Below are 20,349 nucleotides of genomic sequence, written 5' to 3'. Positions count from 1 at the left end.
ATGAGCAAGAGCAAGAGCACGACCATGAGCATGAGCGCCTTGCCGCATCACACGAAGGGCACGCGTGGGCCGCTCGAAGGCCTGCTCGTGCTCGATATCGCGCAGTTTCTCTCCGGTCCGTCGGCGGCGCTGCGGCTTGCGGATCTCGGCGCGCGCGTCATCAAGGTGGAGCGTCCGGGAACGGGCGATATCTGCCGCACGCTTTATCTGACCGATACCGACATCGCCGGCGATTCCACGCTGTTTCATGCGATCAACCGCAACAAGGAAAGCATTGCGCTCGATCTGAAAGACCCCCGCGATCTCGTCGCGCTCAAGGGACTGCTCGCCCGCGCGGACGTGATGATCCAGAACTTCCGGCCCGGCGTGATCGAGCGGCTCGGGCTCGGTCATGAAGCGGTGCATGCGCTGAATCCGAGGCTGGTCCACGCAAGCGTGTCGGGCTATGGCGAAACCGGACCATGGGCGAGCCTGCCCGGGCAGGATTTGCTGGCGCAGTCGCTATCGGGCATCACCTGGCTCAATGGCCATGAAGGTGACGGACCGGTGCCGCTCGGCTTGTCGATCGCGGATATCCAGGCAGGCCACATCCTCACGGAAGGCATTCTTGCGGCGCTCGTGCAGCGTGGCGTGACGGGCGCGGGCGCGCGCGTGGAGACGAGCTTGCTGGAAGCGCTCATCGACCTGCAGTTCGAGATGCTGACGACCTATCTGAACGATGGCCGACGCATGCCCAGGCGTGCGGACTATCGCAATGCAAACGTGTATCTGGCGGCGCCGTACGGACTCTACCCGACCGCCGACGGCTATCTCGCCCTGGCGATGATGCCGCTCGGGCAACTCGCCGACACGCTGCCCTTGCCCGCGCTGACAGGCTTCACCGCCGACGAAGCCTTCACGCGACGCGATGAAATCCGTCGGCTGATCGCGCTGGCACTCGTTCAGCAACCGACAGCGTTCTGGCTGGCGCGCCTGCGTCCCGCCGATGTCTGGTGCGCGGAAGTGCTCGACTGGCCGCGTCTTATGGAAACCGAGGCGTTCGCGCGGCTTGGCATGCTGCAAACGGTGGAGCGTCGCGACAGCGCCGCCGTGTGGACGACGCGCGGGCCGTTGCGCATCGACGGACAGCGGGCCGTAAGCAAACGCGGCGCGCCACGCGTCGGAGAAGATACAGAAAAAGTATTGGCGGAGTTCGGACTGAGCCGATGATGCCGCACGCACGCACCGCTCACGCCGGGCTGTGCGGAATCGGCTCCGCCGGCTTCGCTTCGCTGCGATAGCACGCTTCCACGAGCGCCATCGTCCGCCAGGCATCGGCGACATTCGAAACCAGCGTCGTATCCTCACCGCTCACGTAGCGCTGGAGATTCGCCATCGTGCCGATGAACGCATGCGGGAACCATGCGCCCTTCAGCGCGATCTGCGACCACTCGCCACCGCGTGCGCAGAACCACAACTCGTCCGGCTCGCCTTTCGGATAATCAAGCAGCGCGCCGAGCTTCACGACGAGCACGCCGTCCAGGCCTTCGAACCGAAACCCCGCGTCCTGAAAGCGCGTCCCGAAGTCGTGGTGATGATTGAGCGACAGCGTGCATCGCAAGGTCGGGCCGTAATCGAGGATCGCGCTCGTGCGCGTATCGGCGAGACCGCTCGCGGGATAGGTATAGCCGCGCGCCATGACGCCGCGCGGCTCGCCCACCAGCGCGCGAATCAGGTCCAGATAATGGATCGAATGCGAGACCACTTCGACACGCAGGTCCGCCTTCAGATGCGGGAACAGATGCCACGGCGTTGCGAGATTCAGATGCACTTCGACATCGACGAGTTCGCCCAGCAAGCCGCGCTGGATCGCGTCGCGAACGGCGAGCATCATCGGTGCGAAGCGCAGCTGGAAGTTGACCGCCGCCTTGAGCCCTTTCGCTTCGCACAGCGCGCGCAAACGGCTGGCTTGCGCGAGATCGAGACCGAATGGCTTTTGCAGCAGGACCGCCGCGCCGTCATGCATCCGCTCGACAATCGAAGCATGGACGACGGCGGGCGCGGCGACATCGAAGATCACGTCTTCGGCATCGAGCGTCTCATCGAGCGATGCATATACCCGTGCAATCGACCATTGCCGCGCCAGATCCCGTGCGCGCTGGGCGTCGAGATCGAACACGCCTTTCACCTCGAAGCCCGCCTCCCGATACGCCGGCAAATGCGCATCCCGGGCGATGCCGCCCGCGCCGATCAGCACGATCGGCACCGGCGCGGCGGGCATGGGCCACGCTTGCTGCAAGCTCGCGAGCGAAGTCATCATGCGATCTCCTCGATGCGCGCCTGCGCGGCGGCCAGCAGTGCATCGGATGGCTCGTCGCTGTTGACGGCGCGCGCGAGCATGGCATCGATGACATGCGAGATGTCGGCGAGACGCGCGAGGCGCGGCAATTCGCGTGCGTCGCGATGCAGCGTCTCAAGCTGATGAAAGAACGGGATGCGCCGGTTCACTTCTTCGTCGTGCCAAGTCGACATGCGCGTGCCGATGGCGCCTTCGAGCGTCGTCAGCCGGTCCATCGGCGCGCTGGCGCAATGGCGCATGAAACGCCACACGAGGTCTTTGTGGCGTGAGCCCGAGGCCATGGCGAGCATCCAGAACACATTGAGCGAGACGCTCTTGCCACGCGTGCCGCGCGGGATTGGCGCGACCGCCACACAGCCCGCGACGCGGCTTTCGGCCGCCGTCTGCGCATAGGCCGCGAAGCCGAACCAGTTGACCATCATCGCAATCTCGCCGGCGGCGAACATCAGGCCCGAGCGCACGCTGTCGAGCGCTTGCGGGTCGGGCGCGACGGCCGTGGTGTCGCGTGCGAGGGTGCGAATGAAATCGAGCGCGTCGCGCGCGGCAGCGCCGGGCAGGGTCGGCGTGCCCTCTTGCGTGAACAACTCGCCGCCTCGCGTCCAGACGTGGATGCAAAAATCGTAGAACCCGTTGTGACCGTCCGGGAACAGCGCGAGCGCCGTGCCATGGCGGCCTTCAGCGGGCGCGTGCAAGCGACGCGCCGTCGCCGCGAAATCGTCCCAGGTCGTGGGAACAGCGAGCCCCGCGGCATCGAACAGATCCTTTCGATAGACGAGGCACTCCGGGCCATCGTGATACGGCATGCCCCAGAAGCCATCGGCGAAAGTTTGAAGGCCGAGCAGCGAAGGACTCCACGCCGCCGGGAAATCGGGTATGGGTTCACGTGCCTGAAACGGCAGGAGATTTTCGACGAGCCCGAGCGCCACGACTTCCGCGATCCAGTCGGTCGACAGAAACGCCAGGTCCCACGCGCCGCTTGCAAGTTCACGCCGCTGAATCAGCGTGTCGTGCAGCGGATTCAGGTCCAGCGCCGCGATCTCGATACGGGCATCTGCTCCCGTGCTTGCGATGAAATCGTCGAACTGCCTGACGATGGCACTTTCGAACGGCCCGAACTGCCGCACGGCGACCCGCAACGTGATGCTCAAGTGGTGTCTCCCTTGATGATGCCCGCCGCCGCGCCAATAGCCTGCGCACACGCCTGCAACGCGGGCAGCACGTCGGCGAGCGTCGGGCCCTCTCCTTTGCGGCGCAGCGTCGCCATGACAAGCGCCGCCTTGACGCGCGATTGCGGCGAACCGATCGGCACGCCGAGATCGATGCCGCTCTCGAACCACTCGCCCTCGCTCCATTCGTAGCCTTGCGTGCGAATGTGCGCGAGCCGCTCGCGCAAGGTCTGGCGTCCAGCGGCGGACAACTGCCGGTGCGTCGCATCGCGTTTGAGGAGTGCGGCGGCTTCATCGTCGGGAAGATGGGCGAGCAGCACCCGCCCCGACGTGGTCCCCGCCACCGAATGCAGCGTGCCGACTTCCACCGACAGCCTGAACGGCTTCGGGCTTTCTTCCTGCGCGATGACCATGACCTGGTCGCCATGCAGCATGGACAGATGCAGCGACTCGCGCAATTGCGCCGCGAGCGCGCGCATGTGCGGTTCGGCCACGCGCAACAGCCCTTCATAGGGCGAATGCGTGCGGCTCAGTTCGAACAGCTTGAGCGTCAGCGCATAGGCATTCGAGCCCGAATCGCGCCACAGATAACCGCGCGATTCCAGACACGTCAGCATGCGGAACAGTTCCGGCGGTTGACGATTCAATGCGCGCGCGAGCTGCGCGCGCGTCATCGGCACGCCTTCGGCCGCGAGATATTCGATGATGTCGAGCGCCTTCTCGACCGCCGGCACGGAATAATTGGGCTTGCCGGATGAGGTTGAAGCGTCGCTTTCGTCGAGATCGTCGGCAAGCGCAGTGGCTTTGGTGCGAGGCATGAGAAATCCCTTGGCGTATCGGCGTGTCAGCGTGTCCGTGCGCGACGGCGGGACCCTCCGACGGTATAGATCGCCGCGGCCGTGACGACGACCGTGCCTTCGATCACGCCCTGGTAGTTCGCGCCGAGGTTCAGGATGTTGAACCCGTTGGTCAGCGTGAACAGCAGGAGCGCACCGACCAGTGTCTTGATGACACTGCCCGCGCCGCCATAGAGCGACGTGCCGCCGAGAATCGCCGAGGCGATCACGGTCAGTTCCGCGCCTTGCAGTGCCGTGGGGTTGATCGCGCCGAGCCGGCTGCCGAACAGAATGCCGCCGAAACCCGCCGCCGCGCTGCACAGAATGAATCCGGCCATTTTATAGCGCCCGACGTTGATGCCCGACAGACGCGCCGCTTCCGCGTTGCCGCCGACGGCATACAAGCGTCGGCCCGTGTTGGTGAAGCTCAACACGAACCACACGATGCCCGTGAAGATCGCCATGTAGATGACCGGCTTCGCCACGGCGAGCCGCGCGCCACCGATCCAGCCGAGCGCGAACACGACCACGCCGCCCGCCAGCATGCCGAACGCGGCGGGCGCGGCGTTGCCGAGCGCACGCCCGGCGCGCTTCGCCCGCATCATCATCAGCCCGCTCGCCGCGATCAGGACGATGCCCAGCACGATGAAAAAGCCGCCGAGCGGCACGCGGCCGGATTCGAACACGCGCATGGCGGCGATGGCGTCGACCGATTCGACCGACAGCGAACGCCCGTCGGTGACGATCAGCACGACGCCGCGTATCGCTGTCAGCGTCCCGAGCGTCACGATGAACGCATTGATGCCGAGCCACTGCACGATCGCGCCGTTGAGCACGCCCGCGAGCACGGCGACGAGCATCGCGACCAGCGCGGCCGGCACGAAACCGATGGAATCCGCGAGACCGATCATCACCGCTGCCGACAGCGCCGCGACCGACGCCACCGAGAGATCGAAGTTGCCGGTGATCAGAATGACGGTCATCGCCACGGCCATGATCGCGATCAGCGACGACTGATACAGCACGTTCGTCACGTTGACGATGCTGAGGTAGTTCGCGCGTCCCGTGTAGGCCGTGACGGCGGACAGCACGAGCACCAGCAGAATCAGCGCGTAATACACGCCCATCTCGCGCAAGCCGAAGACGCGCCGCCAGTCGACACGCGCTTTCGGCGGACGCTCCGGCGCGACCGAATGACCATTGGAAGAAGTCGAAACGTTCATGTTTTTTCGCCTGAGATCGCTACCGTGGCTTCGTCTGCATGAGTCGCGGGGGCGCGGCCGCCCGCCAGCAGAATGAGTTCGTGCTCGGACGTCGCTTGCGCGGCGCGTGTCGCAATACAGCGCCCGTCGCGCATGACGACGATTCGTTCGCTCACCGCGAGCAATTCCTCGAATTCCGACGACACCACGATCACCGCCTTGCCCGCCGCCGCGAGTTCGCGCACGAGCAGGAGAATGTCGGTCTTCGCGCCGATGTCGATGCCGGCGGTGGGTTCATCGAGCAGGAAGACCTGCACGTCGCTGAAGAGCCATTTCGCGATGGTGACTTTTTGCGCGTTGCCGCCGGAGAGTTCGGTGACGAGTTCGTCGGGCGACTGCGCCTTGATCTGCAAGCGCCGGATGGCTTCCTCGCCGCGTCGCATCTCGCGTTCGCGCATCGGCAGCCAGCGCCGCCACGACACGCTGTCGAGCGCGGGCAGCGTCGTGTTGCGCCAGATTTCGAAGAGCGGGACGAGCCCTTGGCGCATGCGGTCTTCCGGCACGAGCGCAATGCCCGCTTCGACCGCCGCGCCCGTTGAACGGCGGATGGCGCGGCCGCCCACGCGCACTTCTCCGCTCGCCTGCGGATCCGCGCCGAAGATGGCGTGCAGCAATTCACTGCGGCCCGAGCCGAGCAGCCCCGCGATGCCGACGACTTCGCCCGCCGCGACCTTCATCGACACCGGCGCGAGCTTGCCCGGCGAAGCGACCTGGTCCAGTTCGAGCAGCACGGGCGCATGCGCGGCGCGCGGCGGCGGCGTGGCGCGTTCGAGCGCGACGATCTCGCGCCCGGCAATCGCCTCCGCGATGCGCGATTCGTCGAGTGAGGCGGTATCGGCGTGCATGACGGCGACGCCGTCGCGCAGCACCGTGACGCAATCCGTGAGCGCGATCACTTCATCGAGAAAGTGCGAGACGAACAGGATCGCCTTGCCTTCGACGCGCGACAGATGCCGCACCGTCCGATAGACGATCTCGCGCTCTTCGTTGGCAAGCGACGCAGTGGGTTCGTCCATCACGATCAGTTCGGCGCCCGTGCCGAGCGCCTGGAAGATGGCGACCATCTGGCGTTCGCCGATCGACAGGTCGCTGACCAGCGCATCGCCATCCAGCGCGTAGCCGATGCGCTCGCACAATGCGTCGAAGCGCGCGCGGTAAGCCGTGTCGCGCCGCCAGCGGCCTGCATCGCCGAGAAAGACGTTTTCGAGCACGGAGAGCGTCGGCACGAGCGGAATATGCTGATGGATGGTCGCAACACCCATCGCGTTGGCTTCCCTCGGGCTCGCCCATTGCACCGCTTCGCCGCGCCAGACGACGCGCCCGCCCGAGGCCGCGAAGGCACCCGAAAGGATCTTGATGAGCGTCGACTTGCCCGCGCCGTTCGCGCCGAGCAAGCCGTGCACCTTGCCGCGTTCGACTTCGAGATCGACGCCGCGCAACGCCACGGTGCCGTTCGGAAAGACCTTCTCGACGCGCTCGAAGCGCAGCAGCACGTCCATCACCATTGCGGCACGCAGCCCGCGAGATTGGCCTTGGTGATGGGCGGCGTGTCATAGGCGACGAACACGGCCTTCGTCACGTTCTTCTTCGTCACGGTGCCGTAGAGCGCGTTGAACGCCAGCTTGCCGATCTCCTCGGGCTTGTAGCAGACCGTGCCGGTCACGTCGCCGAGCTTGATTGCGTTGATGGCGAGCTTCGAGCCACCCATGCCGATCAGCTTCGCACTCGAACTGCCGTTGCGCACGGCGAGCGCGCAGCCGACCACCATATCGTCGGACTGGGCAAAGAACAGGTCGACGTCGGGATGCGAGGCCAGGATGTTCTGGCACGTGGACTCGCCCTTTTCCGAGGTCCAGTCGCCCGGCTGCGACGCGACGATCGTGTACTTCACCCCGGCCTTGTCGAGCCCTTGCTTGAAGCCCTGGGAGCGTTGCGAGACTTCGGCATAACCCGCCGCGCCCTCGACGATGGCGATCTTGGCCACCTTGCCCTTGGGCAACATCGAGGCGGCCATGGTGCCCGCGCGTTCGCCGGCCGTCACTTCGTCCTGCGTGACGAGCGCGGTGAGCTTTTCATAGACCTGCTTGATGGGCCGCTTGTGCGGATCGCCGATCTCGGACGCGACGCCCACGGTCGGGATATCGCGTGCGACGGCGCGATCCACCCAGCCTTGCGCGACGGTCGAATCGAGCGGCATGATCGCGATGCCATCGACCTTCTGTGCGATCAGATCGTCGATATCGTTGGCCTGCTTCTGCACGCTGCCCTTGGCATCGAGCACCACTGTCTTCACGCCGGCCGCCTTGGCTGCATTCTCGAAACCCTTCGCGATGGCGGCCGCGAACGGATAGCTCAGGCCCACGCTCGAATAGCCGAGGGTGATATCTTTTGCACTCGCCGCACCGGACGCGCAGACGAGCGCCACTGCGCCCAGCGTCGCAAGAACTTTCCGCATGATGTCTCCGTCATTGTGATGCGGGTTCAGGGTCCCGCTGTTGGGATCACGATTCGATGCCGGGCGTGCGCCGCTCCACCAGATACAGGTGATCGCACACGAGCACGGTGTCGCCGCGCTGATTCGAAATCTCGATACGCTCGATCACGATGCCATGCGTGTCGCGCTTCGGATGCGCACGCTTTTCGGTGATGCTCGCCGCGACCGTGATGGTGTCGCCGATGAACACCGGCTTCACGAAGCGCACGCGGTCATAACCTGTGGACATCGCGCGCGGATTGACCGTGCTTGCCGTCATGCCGATCCCGACGCTGAACACGAGCGTGCCGTGCGCGATGCGCTGCTTGAAATCCTGGGTGGCGCACCATTGCGCATCCATGTGATGCGGAAAGAAATCGCCCGTCTGCCCCGCGTGCATGACGATGTCGGTCTCGGTGATGGTGCGTCCGAACGTGCGCCGCGAGAAGCCGATCTCGTAGTCTTCGTAGAACTGTTCGTGGATCACTGCGCTGTCTCCTTGCCGTCGAGCCCGAATGCAGCGGCGATCTCGTCGGTGTGTTCGCCGAGCGTGGGGGCGGCGCGCGATGACTTCAGCACGGCGCCATCGATGCGAATCGGGCAGCGCAAGGTGGTCAGCGCATCGCCGGCCGTGGTGACGATGCGCTGCGTCATGTCGAGCGCGGTGAAGCCGGGATGCGCGATCAGTTCTTCGTAGTTCTGGACGCGTGCGCACCAGATATCGGCGGGTTCGAGCACGTCCAGCCATGCGGCCGCCGTGCGTGTGCGCAGATGCACGCGCAACGTCGCCTTGATGTCGTCACGGCATGAGAAGGCGAGTGAGGGATCGGCGAAGGCTTCGAGCGCCGGACAGTCGAGCAGTTGCGCGAGTTGCGCGGCAGGGGCCATTGCGATGGCGAGGAAGCCGTCGGCGGTTTCGTAGAGGCCGTAGGGCGCCGCGCCATAGACACTGGCGTTGTTGACGGCGGAGCGCCGCGGCAGCGAGCCGTCGCCGCGCAGGTAGGCGGTGAGCTGCTCGAATTGCATGTCGAGAATGGATTCGAGCAGGCTGACTTCGACGCGTGAACCGCGGCCTGTTACGCCGCGTCGGACGAGCGCGGCAAGTACGCCTTGCGCGAGGTGCGCACCGGTCACTATATCGGCGACGGAGACGCCTACGGGCACGGGGCCTTGTGCGGCGTCGCCTGAGAGCCAGGTGATGCCGGATAGCGCTTGTGCCAGTAGATCCTGGCCGGGCTTGTCGCGCCATGGGCCATGTTCGCCGTAGCCGGTGACGTTCGCGTATACCACGCGGGGATTCCACTCGCGCACCGTGTCGTAGCCAAGGCCGAGACGCTCCATGACGCCAGGGCGGAAGTTGTGGATCAGTACGTCGGCGTGCGTCACGAGCGTTTTGACGCGGTCGAGGTCGGCTGGCTGCTTGAGATCGGCGGCGAAGCTGCGCTTGTTGCGGTTGATCGTATGGAACAGGACGCTGTCGTTGTCCAAATGTTGATCGGAGATGCTTAGTTGGCGGCACAGGTCGCCGCCTTGCGGGCGCTCGATCTTGATGACGTTTGCGCCGAGGTCAGCCAGGCGCAGCGAACATGACGGGCCTGCCAGGAATTGGCTGAAGTCGACGACTAGCAGGCCTTCGAGGGGCATGGCGTCGGGCGCCTCGGCTGTGTCGGTCGCTTCGTTGGTGAGGATTCGTTCGTTCATGCAGGAACTATATGTTTGCAGATGAACGAACTCAATTTAGGGGATTCCCGCAGAGGGGGCTTTCGGGGGAGTAAAGCGAGTCAGGTCGAGAACGTCAGATTGTGGGATTGCATCGTTGGATTGGTCGAGCATCAAATCGTTGGCGGGATCGGCCAGCATGATGGCCGCGGTCGGGAGGTTTTTGCGCACCGCCGCACGTTGATTGAGCGGCATGGGCGCGACTCGCAACTGCCTTATTTCGCGTTCGCACAGTCGAGCAGAAGAGGCAGTTGTTTATAGATGAAGGTTGTGGTGCGGCGCCAGCCTATCGTCTCTTGTTCGGCCTTTGCGGACCCTCGCGGTTCCCCCGACTTGCGGCCGTTGCACTTCGGATTGCGGTCGTTGACGACGCAGTACGGTTGAGTTTGCTTCGAGGAAAATTTGAACGAGTCGTCACGACCCGTTGCAGCCGCTCGCATTTCATTCCCAATGTCTGGTTTGCAGCGATCGCGGTCAGCTGAATGTGGACGGCTTAGACTGAGTAGCTGTTTTTCGCCGTCTTTAGGAGAGATTGCCCGTCGTGGCTTGGCTGCTTGATCTGCCTGCTTGCAAACACGTTGATGACCAAGGCCAGTGTTCCACTGGTAGCGGTGAGCTGTTCGATGCCTGTCGGTGTCAGAACGAGGTAGCATCCCTCGCCCCACAGAGACTCCGCATCGATGTCAACCGGGCCGGCGTCACGCCACCAATAGAGCTTTGCGACTACAACCCCGCTTGCGTTAAGGAAGACGCTCGGTTCTTCGTCATGCGTGCGCCAGCGAAGCCTCTTAACCCAGTTCGGGCACAGCGCGAACGGATAGGGCGCTGCGTCAAAGCCCGTGTCCACAGAACAAACAACTCGTCTTACCAGCGTTGGCGCCAGTTCATTGTCGAGGGCGATGTGCTGGCCAAGCCAGACAGCGATTGGAAGCGTGGCATAGCACTGGTCGAAGTCTTCTCTGTCGGTTTGTGCTGAGGGTGCTCGAAATCGGTAGAGGCGATGCTCGGACTGGCGTGGCTTAAAAATTTTGATACGCGATATCTCGGCTACGACTTGGCCATCGTGGTGTGCCGGGAAGGAAGCAACGTCGCTGTCGACCTCTTCAACCCACTTCTTCTCTCGCTCGGACCAAGCCACATGCCGGTCAAACAGCGGCATGCGGATCCATTCGGGGCGCACTTGCGGGAGCTTCAGCGGCCGAGGCGGAAGAGGGCAACCCAAACGCTCCAACAGCGTCGGCCTGTCGCGGCCGTCCAGCTTGCCGGCTAGCCGCAGTTCTCCCGCGACGTGGCGAAGCGCGGTAATCGCAATGTAGGCATGGGGCTTCAGGTATGTGATCTGCATGTCTAGGGCGCGAAGCTGAGCCTCAAGCCTTTTGATACTAGAAGGCCCAAATGCCTCAAGTCCGCCCCAATCTTGGATGAGCATCGCCGCGCGCCGGCGGATTGTCATCTCGTCAATGCCTGCTGCCTGTGCAAGGTGCTTTGCTGTCGAGCGCAGCATCTGAGTCCAGCCAAGCGGCGACTCGACTCGCATCGCACCAGTTCTCTCGTCCATGAAGGCATGGTCGCCCTCTGAGGGGGCCTCCAGTTCGAGGCTATAGAAGAACGGCAGTGGCTTCGCGTCCATGGATACTGCCAGCCCCCACCGATGCGACAAGAGCGCGGCTGACTCTGCTACCGAAATATCGCGGTGACTGACCAACGCAGCCACGGCAGTGCCCAGCTCAGGTGCAAGGCCCGCGCTGTCAACACCCAGCAGCGTTCCGAGCCCTTGCAAGGGGGCATCGAAATCGCCGGTTAGAAGTCGCCGCATAAGGGACTTGAACAAAGCTTGACCGTGTCCGGCTTGCCCTGCCAAGCGCAGCGTGCAGTTGCGTGCGTGTCGCTGAACTTCGGCAACGGGCAGCCGATAGGCAAAGTGCAGCAAGTCCTCCAGAAGATCCGTGTCGCTGAGTGGTAGCTCGCTCGGCTGGAATGACCGTCCCAGCTGGAACTCGCGAGTGCAGGCCATCTGTTCCTCAAGCAGCGACCAGATGGCCGGCCAGTCCGGCGTCGCGCTGATTACTGGCAATATCGAATCCAGCTCTGTCAGCAGCGACTGAGTACTCTCCTTGCCCGCCGTCACTGAATCGACGATGTTGTCGAAGGCGACAAGGGACGTGGACGGTCCCTCCAAGAGCTTCTTCGCCTCAAAGTAGAGGAACTTGCCGCCGCCCATCCATTGGCTCCAGGAGCTCCTGGGGTCCTTGCTTGTCTCGTAGCCCTGAATCAGCTTCTTGACGTACTCAACCTCACCCGCCGCAGCTAACCGCCTCACCATCAGGAAGCGGCAGCGCGCGTCGTCCCGCAAAACCTGCCAACGCTCAAACATCCTCCGCACCAAATTAAGCGGAGCTTTCTCGGCCAGATCTCTGAAACGGTACGGCGCGTTGTAGTCCAGCTTGTCGCCATCCGCTTCAAACGCGCGTTCAAGTTCCTCGAGAGTGGCCTCCGAGTCGTACTTGCTCGACGTAGACGAGTGTCGAGGTTCCGGCGCTTCTGACATCCATCGGGCTACAGCGGCGTCAAGCTCCGAGGACGAGAACTCATGTCTTCCGGCCGCGGTGCGAAGGCGCTGGAGCAGTCCGACCCTCTCGTGTGCTCTGCTTGCTACCTCGATCGCCCCCAATAGCATCAGCGTGAGCGGCTCATCTGGCCGGGGCCTGCAGCGTCGGCGGCGCTGTCGATGAAGTCGCCGACGTGGTACGGATCCCGGTAGTGCGGTTCGATGTAGAACGGTAGGCAGAGCCCGCACCAGACGGTGGCGCAAGGTAAGACGAGGTCAGGGCTTCGCCGCGCCATCCCCGTCATGAGCAGGTCGACGCGGTTCGGCCAGCCAATCAGATGCCAATACGCCAGTGTCTTTGACACCTCGAAGCCGAAGCGAGGCCCGACCTGCATCGCTTCTTCAATGAGCGACATCGTCAGGCGATGCGCGGCCGACGACCCTTCCGTTTCGGTCATGCCGCCGACCTGCCGCATCAAGTTTGAGACCCGTTTGACACGGCTCTCCGGGTCAGCGGTGTTCGCAAGGACCAAGATGTCCCGCCAGATTGCGTACTGTGGGTCTTTTTTGGGAGCCAGCGCGTAGCCAAGGCATTGCTCGGGAACTGTCGCAAGCAACTGCTTCGCCCGTTCTACGTCCCCGACCGCAGCCAACGCGATGGCCAGATCCGCCAACCCGTCTATCTGTTCGCTCGGCGTGCGCTCCTGAAGCTCCGTCACGAGGTCGTTGAGCCGGTCGACGGCCCCCGCGCGGTCACCATCAACCCGATACGCATCGACGGCCAACCGGCGCCGCAGGTATGCAGTGCCCCCCAGCATCGATGAGGCGATGGCTGCGTCAATTTCTCGAAGTACGGCGCGGTACTCATCCTCGCCACATTCGGCGCCGAGCCTAAGCAGCGCTTGTGCCAGCACGGGGATCGCTTTGAAGGCCTGCCGGATGCGATATGACTCGCTACCGGCTTCTGACGTCAGACGTAGCAAGTACCCAAGGGCAGCGCGGGCTTCGGCCTGGATGCTGCCAGCCTGCACGGTCGCGTCGTCGACAGCGGCGCGACCTAGAAGCACGCCTATCGTCGACGCGTGCTGCTGAAACGGATGAAGGAAGGAGTGCTTCGACGTTGTCGCGCTTGGCAGCGGCTTGTTGAGCAGCGTGCAAAGCCTCGCGTGATGCATCACCGCGCCGACCAGATAACCCAGCCCAGCCAGGTCCACCTCGTCGTCGCACATGGAGATCATCGGTGCGACCAACTTGTCGAACAGAGCCTCGGCTAGGTCACGACGGCCAGCTTGGAATGCAATCACTGCCACACGGCGGCGGTAGCCGTTGGACACTTCTCCGAAGCCAGGAAGGGCGGTAGCGGCGTCAAACAGGGCAAGCGCTTGCGCGATGTCGCCACGCCGACTTGCCACAAGCCCCGCGCGAACCATCACAGACGGCTTGTCTTCGTCGGCTACCCCGAGCTTGCTGCAGAGTTCTTGTGGATCGACGTCAACCTTCTGAAGGAGCGTCGCCTCTGCGGCTTCCCTCCTCAAATGCCGGCGCAGCGCGACGACAGTTTCTGGATCCGGCTTTTCGGGCTCGCGTAGCCCCTCTGCGGCGAGGTGGTCAATCGCTGCCTTGACCTGCTCTGTGTCTCGGAAATGGACGGCGCGCCTCGCCCACCTCTCGAATTCTTTGATGTTGTGCTCGTGCCCGTGGTTCTCGAACTTGGACGTATGGAGCTGCGATAGTGGTTCGAGACTTTCAAATAGCTCCTTCGCGCGCTCGAAGTCGCCTCTATTCAACAGGACGTCGACAACCTCGTAGCCCTGCGTGGGGAAGTACTGCACGAAAGAAAGAGCTGAATCAATGTCCCCGACCGCCAGCATCGCCAGCGGAAGCTGGTTGGCATACTCAAGGGCTGTTTCGCGCCGGTCCACTTCGTCACGACACAGCAGTAGCCGTGTGAAGGCGGTCGTATCGTACGTTCCACGCACTGCTAGCAGAGCCAGCCGGATATCGGCGTGGATTTCGACGATAGAACGCCCGTCAGCTAGCTGCCGCCTGAAGTGGGCGGGCATCGCTAGTGCAAGTACATCGGCACCGTCGCCCGCACGGGCACGGTAGCGCAGCTCAAGCCATCGCTGCGCCGATTGTTGCGGCGCGTTCTTCACCAGCTCGGCGAGGTCGCGATACGCGCGCTGAGAATATTCGACTTCGATACTTCCGAGGCGGGTTCGCGGTTGAGCGATGACGAACAGCCTGAAGCTGTTGTGAAAGACGCTCCATCCCTGGGGTGACCTGCGGAGCAAGTGCCGTGCAACGACCAGGGCGCGTTCAATCGCGGACTCCTTGACCACCGTGGCCAGCAGCCGCAGGTCCATGGGCGCCTCGGCTCGGGCGATGAAGCCCAGCACGTCCATGGCATCGCTGTCGCTTGCGATTTCGCGCCAGGCTGCGGTATACACGGTCTCAATGTCGCCTTCGAACGGCATCGCGCCACTGAGCAGGTGCTTGCGGCCAACTTCGTCCGCGTGCATCAGTGCCTGAATCAAGTAGCGCGTTGCCAGCGGGTGGCCATGCGTGAGCTTGCTCAACTCCAATCGCGGAATGTCGGCAGGCAGGCCAAGCGAATTCGCCATCCGGACGACGTCCTCGCGGCCGAGGGGGCTCATGAGGACCAGCCGCTCGCTCTTCTCCGCTTGTTCCTTAACGGCGGGCTTCAGATTCGCGAGATCCAGCCGCTGCGTGCCGAGGACGAACACAACCCCGTTCGGGATGGCTACGGGAAGAGGTAGCTCGCCCAGCAGCGAATTGGTTGGCCGCTCTTCGCGGGGCACATGGTCAAGCCCGTCGACGACGATGATCGTTCGGATCCCGTCGCGGTCAAAGCGTTCCCCCGCCTGCCGCACCAGGACGCCGAACTGTTCGCGTCGCTCATGCAGCGAGTCATCACGAAGACGCAGTCCGATCAAACCGCTGTTGCGCAACTGCGTGCCGACATCGGTCAGAAAGTTATCGGCCTCTCCGCGACCCACGCCCTGGGCAGCGCCCGGCACGTACGCCAGGTAGCGGACGAGCCGGATATTTGCTTCGGTGGCCAGCGCCACCTGTAGGAGGGTGGATTTCCCGGCACCAGGCGGACCTATGAGTGAGACGTAGCCCTGGCCGGTGGTTTGCAACGCGGCCAGCAGCTTGACCTCAGTGTCGCGGTTGCGCTGAACATAGGCGCCGACCGGGAATCGATGGATGAGAAGCGTCTTGGCGGGATCCCGCCAGCCAAGCTCACGAAGCAGTTCGTCACGCGTCCACCTGTCCTTGTCGCGTGCGTCGACGACCAGCTTGGGCAGTACGCTGGCAATCTCGGATGCCTGTCGTGCCTGCTCGGCGTTCAGCTTGTGCGATTGGACGAAGTCCGCCGCAGCTCCGTACAGCACACGGAGGCTGTGCAAGAACTGTTCGAAGTCGCCATCACTCAGGCTAGCTTCCTGGCGTAGGTGATCGATCAGTCGGTTCCATTCCGGCGTGTACCAATCTGCCAGCGACCGATGTGGATGCTGCTGGAACTCTTCAAGAAATGCCGCGCTGTGGGGCGGCGTGCCGTCGCCTGGCTTGTCAGTAGTCGATGGAAAATCGTTGATGACCAAGCGGATCTCGACACGGCTTCCCGGGTTGTCCTTGCGCAGGCATTGCCAAGCATGAACAAGGGGCTTCCAGAGGCCATTGGCGCCAGTAAACAACGTCTCAACAGTGAAGGTTCCCGGGAACTTGGACGTCTTGAACTGGTGGCCGACCACCAATCCATCGAAGCCAAGTACCAGGTCGTCGGCAATACCCGCGGTGCGGTCGGCGACGCCGATCCAGAGCAACTCGTCGCGCTCGAGCGCTGCATAGATGGCAGCACCCGCCCGCTCATACTGGCCGATATATCCGCGGAGTGCTCGGCGTTCGCCTTCCGCCGGCGCCGTTGCAGAAGCTGCAGTGGTGGATGGATTCGGCTTTTTGGGCTCTGTCGGGGCCATGGAATCGGATTGGATAGTCGAAGCCGACATGGATCAAGGGAACGGCGTCAGCATCACCCGGTGCGTCTGGCGCCAGAGAGGCATGCTGCTGACTCATCGAACGCCTTTCTGCTGCGAAGTATGGCATGCGCCGATCGCAGATGTCATTCGAGAACTCGATCGTGAATGACTCTCTGTCCAGCCTAGAGCGGACTTCCAATGGGAAGAACGCCATGATCGTTCTGGCCGTCACGACGTATCCGCGGTTCCCGATGTACCACATTACCAATGTCGGCCGCCGAACGACAGCAAACAGACGTGCAGCAGCCGCACGGTCCGCGACCGACGAATGTCTCCTAAGGTCGATTAGCGCACCTCCCCCTCCATGTGCCCGCGATCCGCCGTCGCCTCCAGCAAATTCTGGTCGGAGCAGCTGCGGTAGACTCGTGACCGCATCATTACCCTAGCCACCATCCACCGCCGAGAGCCTCATCTCCTACGAGTATTCGATTCATCTCGTCGAAAAAACGACTTCGCCTATGCCGCGACTGGCCTTTCGAATCCCTTCTGCCCTGCTGACTTCATACTCGACTACGACGAAGACTCGGCTTCAATCTTGCTGCACCGGGACCGTTTCCAGAACCCGTTGAACACAGTCCGTCGCTCGACGACCATCGATTTGTCCGCCCCGAGCCGATACGCGTAGACCGCACATCTTCCGCCAAAGGAAGGCAGCCGTTCTCAACCAAACGGCCGCCCCCACTCTCACACCACCTTCTCCTTCCTCCCCACCTTCCTCCCCTCTTCCCCGCACCCCTCACCCTTGATCTTCTTCCTCGTCTCCCGCAGCACCGCCGCTAGCTCCGACGCTTTGACCGCATCGAGCACCACGAAGCTCCGCAACGCCGCCGAGGCGTCGATCTCGAAGTAACGCTTGCCGCTCATTGTTACCTTGGCGTCATTGGCCTCGACCCCAGCAATCTCCTCTGCAAGCGGATGCATCTGTCTCTTGAGCAACGCCCCAAGACGCGCATCGACCGTCACCCGATCCATGCTCCAGGAAGCACGATTCGACAGCGCGTTTTCACCGGCAAGCGCGCTATCTGCCACCACTCGAAGACCCATCGCCCTGAGCTTGGCGAGATCGGCGCGGAGGCTTTCCGTATTCACACGTGCCGTACCGCGTTCGAGCCGCAGCTCAAGGCGATTCGCGTCAATGCCACTCTCACGCAGCGCCAATGCCAGCGTCTCCGCAAAATCGCTGGTCAGCAGTTGCTTGGGAAAAACAGGCACGCAAACAGTCACCTCAGGCAAGCGCGTCGCGAGCTTGCAGGCTTCCCGCAGCACCCATTCTCCGAGCGGCACCACAAGCCCGCTCTGCTCCGCAACACGCAGATAACTTTCCATACCGAGCCGTCCAAGCGACGGATGATTCCACCACGCCTGAACCTCAACCGCAATCGCATTCGTCGCCGCAACGCGCACGCTGCAAGCAAGGTCGAACTCACGCGCCTTGATCGCGATCAGCATGTCATGCGCGAGATGCCGTTCTGTCTCGGCGGAAGTTTCCGCATCCTCGGCATAGAAGGTATAGGTACCACGCTGATTCCCCTTCGACCGATACAGCGCCACATCCGCGAAGCGAAAAAGCTCATCCTCTTCCAGCGTATCTTGCGGCGTCATTGCGATACCGATCGACAGCCCCACCTCCAGCCACCGCTCGCCATGAGCGATCGGCTGCGACACAGCCTCGATCAGCCGCTCCGCAAGCTCGACCACCTGCGCCCTCGCAAGGTTCGATGCCGCAACCACAAACTCGTCGCCACCGATCCGCGCGACCAACTGCCCTTCCCTCATCTCTCCCGTCAGGCGCGCGGCGACAGTGCGCAGCACCAGATCACCCACATCATGCCCAAACGTGTCATTGATCGGCTTGAAGTGATCGAGATCCAGATAGAACAGCGCGAGTTCACTGTCAGTCGCCTTGAGCACCTGACGCATGAACATGCGCAGGCCGAGGCGGTTCGGCAGGCCCGTCGCCGGATCGTGCTGGACTTCCTTCTGTGCGCGCGAGAGATCCGCGGCGAGGGACACGTCGGCGGTAATGTCCGCGGCGATCTTGACGATCTTGAAGGGCTTGCCGTTCAGGTCATAGATCGGGTTATAGGACGCCTGGATCCAGACCTCCGCCCCATTCGCGGCAATGCGTTTGAACTTGGAAGACAAGAACGTGCCAGCCCGCAGCTCACTCCAGAAGCGCGCGTAATCGGCATGGGCGGCGCTTTCCTTGTCGACGAACATGCGATGATGCCGACCCACCACCTCCCGCAGCGTATAGCCCATCAGCGTGAGGAAGTTATCGTTCGCTTCGAGCACATTACCGTCCATGTCGAACGACACGACGCTCTGCGACTTGTTGATCGCCGCGATCTGGCCTTCGTAATCGCCTTGCCGCAGCTTCTGCTGGGTCACATCGACGGCGTTCTTGACTACCTTGAAGGTCCGCCCGTTCATGTCGAGGATCGGATTGTACGAAGCCTGCAACCAGATCTCCCGGCCATCGCGGCCGAGACGCTTGAACTCGCCCGCCTGGTACTCACCCGCAGCAAGCGCTGGCCAGAACTTCCCATAACTTTCGCTATCGCGCTCTTCCGCCGACACGAACATCGAATGATGGCGACCGATAACCTGAGACAGCCGATACCCCACCAGATCGAGGAAGTTATCGTTGGCGTCAAGGATCGTACCGTCAACATTGAACGCAACCACACTCTGCGACTTGTGGATCGCGGCAATCTGGCCTTGATGGTCCGCCTGCCGAAGCTTCTCGCGCGTGACGACCGTCGCGTACTTTACGATCTTGAAAGGCCGGCCATCCTGGTCGAGCACCGGGCTATAAATTGCCTGCAGCCAGATCTCGCGCTTGTCGCGGCCAATCCGCCGGAACTCTCCGCTGCGATGACGGCCGGCAGCCAGATCGCTCCAGAAGATCTCGTAGTCGAGACTGTGCGCATAGGCCGGATCGACGAACATGCGGTGATGGCGGCCTTCGAGTTCCTCCATCGTATAACCCACCGCTTCGAGGAAGTTGCGGTTGGCATCCAGAATGGTGCCGTCGGGCGCGAAGGTCACGATGCATTGCGACTTGTCGATAGCCGCAATCTGACCTTCGAAATCGGCGTTCTGCTGCTTCTCCGACGTCACATCGACCGCATACTTAACGATCTTGAACGGACGCCCATCGAGGTCGAGGATGGGGTTGTAGGTCGCGCGCAGCCAGACGGCGCTGCCATCCTTGCTGAAGCGCCGATATTCGCCGGAAGCGTGCAAACCCTCCCGCAAACGCGCCCAGAACGCGGCATAAGATGGGTCGCTTGCCTCGTCGGGGGCGACAAACATCCGATGATGCTGGCCGACGACTTCATCGAGCCCGTAGCCGGTCGCGTCCAGGAACTTCTCGTTGGCGTGAAGGATCGTGCCGTCCATCGCGAAGTGGATGACGGCCTGCGACGTGTTGATGGCAGCGATCTGCCCGGCGTCGTCGGCGGCCGACATCATGCGGTCGGTCACGTCGCGCACCAGCATGACGATCTCGCCGACCGTGCCGTCCCCGGCCGCGAACGGGATGCAGGACACCTCGGTCCAGAAGGACGAGCCGTCGCGTTTCAACTGCTGCATCTCACCGAAAAAGGGTTCGGCGGTTTCAAGCACCGTATCGATCTCGTCCGGCACGGCGGCGCCCGCTGCGAGCGGCCGGAAGATGCTGCGATTGCGTCCGACGAGTTCCCATCCCTGGTAGTCGAACAGCGCCAGGAAGCGCTCGTTCACACGAAGGATGCTGCCGTCGGGCGCGAAGGCGATCCGCCCCAGGGTTCGCTCCATCGCTTCCGCATCGGCGGGAGTAAAGGAGGACTTGATCGAATTGTGCAGCATCTTCACTCCGCCAATATGAGTTGCGGCGACATGTGCTGATGACGGGTTGCCACGACGTTGCTCAACCCCTCCGCTCAGCACGAACTTTCCG

General features: G+C 63.0%; 13 protein-coding genes. 1 reads left to right on the top strand and 12 read right to left on the bottom strand.

From position 1 onward, the window contains the following. On the top strand, positions 1 to 1,209 hold the full coding sequence (locus QCE88_RS20740) for a CaiB/BaiF CoA-transferase family protein (RefSeq protein WP_309905609.1): 1,209 nt from the start codon (positions 1 to 3) through the stop codon (positions 1,207 to 1,209). Between the two features lie 19 nt (positions 1,210 to 1,228). Here QCE88_RS20740 and QCE88_RS20735 read toward each other — a convergent pair whose 3' ends face one another. The 12 genes from QCE88_RS20735 to QCE88_RS20680 form a co-directional block, all read right to left on the bottom strand. Continuing rightward, a complete protein-coding gene (locus tag QCE88_RS20735) occupies positions 1,229 to 2,299 on the bottom strand; it encodes a Gfo/Idh/MocA family oxidoreductase (protein ID WP_309905607.1) in 1,071 nt (356 codons plus the stop codon). Further along, entirely contained in the window at positions 2,296 to 3,486 is a 1,191-nt protein-coding gene (locus QCE88_RS20730) for an extracellular solute-binding protein (protein WP_309905605.1), read from the bottom strand. The genes QCE88_RS20735 and QCE88_RS20730 overlap by 4 nt, the downstream gene beginning before the upstream one ends. Next, positions 3,483 to 4,322: an IclR family transcriptional regulator gene (locus QCE88_RS20725; protein ID WP_309905603.1), complete on the bottom strand. Its 840-nt coding sequence runs from the start codon at positions 4,320 to 4,322 to the stop codon at positions 3,483 to 3,485. The genes QCE88_RS20730 and QCE88_RS20725 overlap by 4 nt, the downstream gene beginning before the upstream one ends. 26 nt (positions 4,323 to 4,348) lie before the next feature. Beyond that, a complete protein-coding gene (locus QCE88_RS20720; RefSeq protein WP_309905601.1) occupies positions 4,349 to 5,563 on the bottom strand; it encodes an ABC transporter permease in 1,215 nt (404 codons plus the stop codon). After that, positions 5,560 to 7,101, bottom strand: a complete 1,542-nt coding sequence (locus QCE88_RS20715) for a sugar ABC transporter ATP-binding protein (protein WP_309905599.1) — start codon at positions 7,099 to 7,101, stop codon at positions 5,560 to 5,562. Before QCE88_RS20715 ends, QCE88_RS20720 begins: the two co-directional genes overlap by 4 nt. Next, on the bottom strand, positions 7,101 to 8,057 hold the full coding sequence (locus tag QCE88_RS20710; protein ID WP_309905598.1) for a sugar ABC transporter substrate-binding protein: 957 nt from the start codon (positions 8,055 to 8,057) through the stop codon (positions 7,101 to 7,103). The genes QCE88_RS20715 and QCE88_RS20710 overlap by 1 nt, the downstream gene beginning before the upstream one ends. 46 nt (positions 8,058 to 8,103) lie before the next feature. Then, positions 8,104 to 8,562 carry a MaoC/PaaZ C-terminal domain-containing protein gene (locus QCE88_RS20705; protein ID WP_309905595.1) on the bottom strand — a complete coding sequence of 153 codons (459 nt, stop codon included), beginning with the start codon at positions 8,560 to 8,562 and terminating at the stop codon, positions 8,104 to 8,106. After that, positions 8,559 to 9,776, bottom strand: coding sequence for a CaiB/BaiF CoA-transferase family protein (locus tag QCE88_RS20700; protein ID WP_309905593.1), 1,218 nt, complete (start codon positions 9,774 to 9,776; stop codon positions 8,559 to 8,561). The genes QCE88_RS20705 and QCE88_RS20700 overlap by 4 nt, the downstream gene beginning before the upstream one ends. 36 nt (positions 9,777 to 9,812) lie before the next feature. After that, complete coding sequence (locus QCE88_RS20695) at positions 9,813 to 9,989, bottom strand: hypothetical protein (protein ID WP_309905591.1); 177 nt, start codon at positions 9,987 to 9,989, stop codon at positions 9,813 to 9,815. A 298-nt stretch (positions 9,990 to 10,287) separates the two neighbouring features. Further along, the gene (locus QCE88_RS20690) at positions 10,288 to 12,342 is read right to left on the bottom strand and encodes a hypothetical protein (protein ID WP_309905589.1); all 2,055 of its coding nucleotides are present in this window, start codon (positions 12,340 to 12,342) and stop codon (positions 10,288 to 10,290) included. A 128-nt stretch (positions 12,343 to 12,470) separates the two neighbouring features. Continuing rightward, a complete protein-coding gene (locus QCE88_RS20685) occupies positions 12,471 to 16,346 on the bottom strand; it encodes a hypothetical protein (protein ID WP_309905587.1) in 3,876 nt (1,291 codons plus the stop codon). Between the two features lie 744 nt (positions 16,347 to 17,090). Beyond that, entirely contained in the window at positions 17,091 to 20,258 is a 3,168-nt protein-coding gene (locus QCE88_RS20680) for a PAS domain S-box protein (protein WP_309905584.1), read from the bottom strand. Positions 20,259 to 20,349: the final 91 nt, after the last annotated feature.

Source organism: Caballeronia sp. LZ035, assembly GCF_031451175.1.
In the GTDB taxonomy this organism is placed as follows: Bacteria; Pseudomonadota; Gammaproteobacteria; order Burkholderiales; family Burkholderiaceae; genus Caballeronia.
This window is presented reverse-complemented; position numbering and strand designations above follow the sequence as displayed.

What these genes read in the sequence shown, in the direction of transcription:
- QCE88_RS20740 (WP_309905609.1), top strand. Translation starts at nt 1, where the DNA reads ATGAGCAAGAGCAAGAGCACGACCATGAGCATGAGCGCCTTGCCGCAT.
- QCE88_RS20735 (WP_309905607.1), bottom strand. Translation starts at nt 2,299, where the DNA reads ATGATGACTTCGCTCGCGAGCTTGCAGCAAGCGTGGCCCATGCCCGCC.
- QCE88_RS20725 (WP_309905603.1), bottom strand. Translation starts at nt 4,322, where the DNA reads ATGCCTCGCACCAAAGCCACTGCGCTTGCCGACGATCTCGACGAAAGC.
- QCE88_RS20720 (WP_309905601.1), bottom strand. Translation starts at nt 5,563, where the DNA reads ATGAACGTTTCGACTTCTTCCAATGGTCATTCGGTCGCGCCGGAGCGT.
- QCE88_RS20715 (WP_309905599.1), bottom strand. Translation starts at nt 7,101, where the DNA reads ATGGACGTGCTGCTGCGCTTCGAGCGCGTCGAGAAGGTCTTTCCGAAC.
- QCE88_RS20710 (WP_309905598.1), bottom strand. Translation starts at nt 8,057, where the DNA reads ATGCGGAAAGTTCTTGCGACGCTGGGCGCAGTGGCGCTCGTCTGCGCG.
- QCE88_RS20700 (WP_309905593.1), bottom strand. Translation starts at nt 9,776, where the DNA reads ATGAACGAACGAATCCTCACCAACGAAGCGACCGACACAGCCGAGGCG.
- QCE88_RS20695 (WP_309905591.1), bottom strand. Translation starts at nt 9,989, where the DNA reads ATGCCGCTCAATCAACGTGCGGCGGTGCGCAAAAACCTCCCGACCGCG.
- QCE88_RS20690 (WP_309905589.1), bottom strand. Translation starts at nt 12,342, where the DNA reads ATGTCAGAAGCGCCGGAACCTCGACACTCGTCTACGTCGAGCAAGTAC.
- QCE88_RS20685 (WP_309905587.1), bottom strand. Translation starts at nt 16,346, where the DNA reads ATGGCCCCGACAGAGCCCAAAAAGCCGAATCCATCCACCACTGCAGCT.
- QCE88_RS20680 (WP_309905584.1), bottom strand. Translation starts at nt 20,258, where the DNA reads ATGCTGCACAATTCGATCAAGTCCTCCTTTACTCCCGCCGATGCGGAA.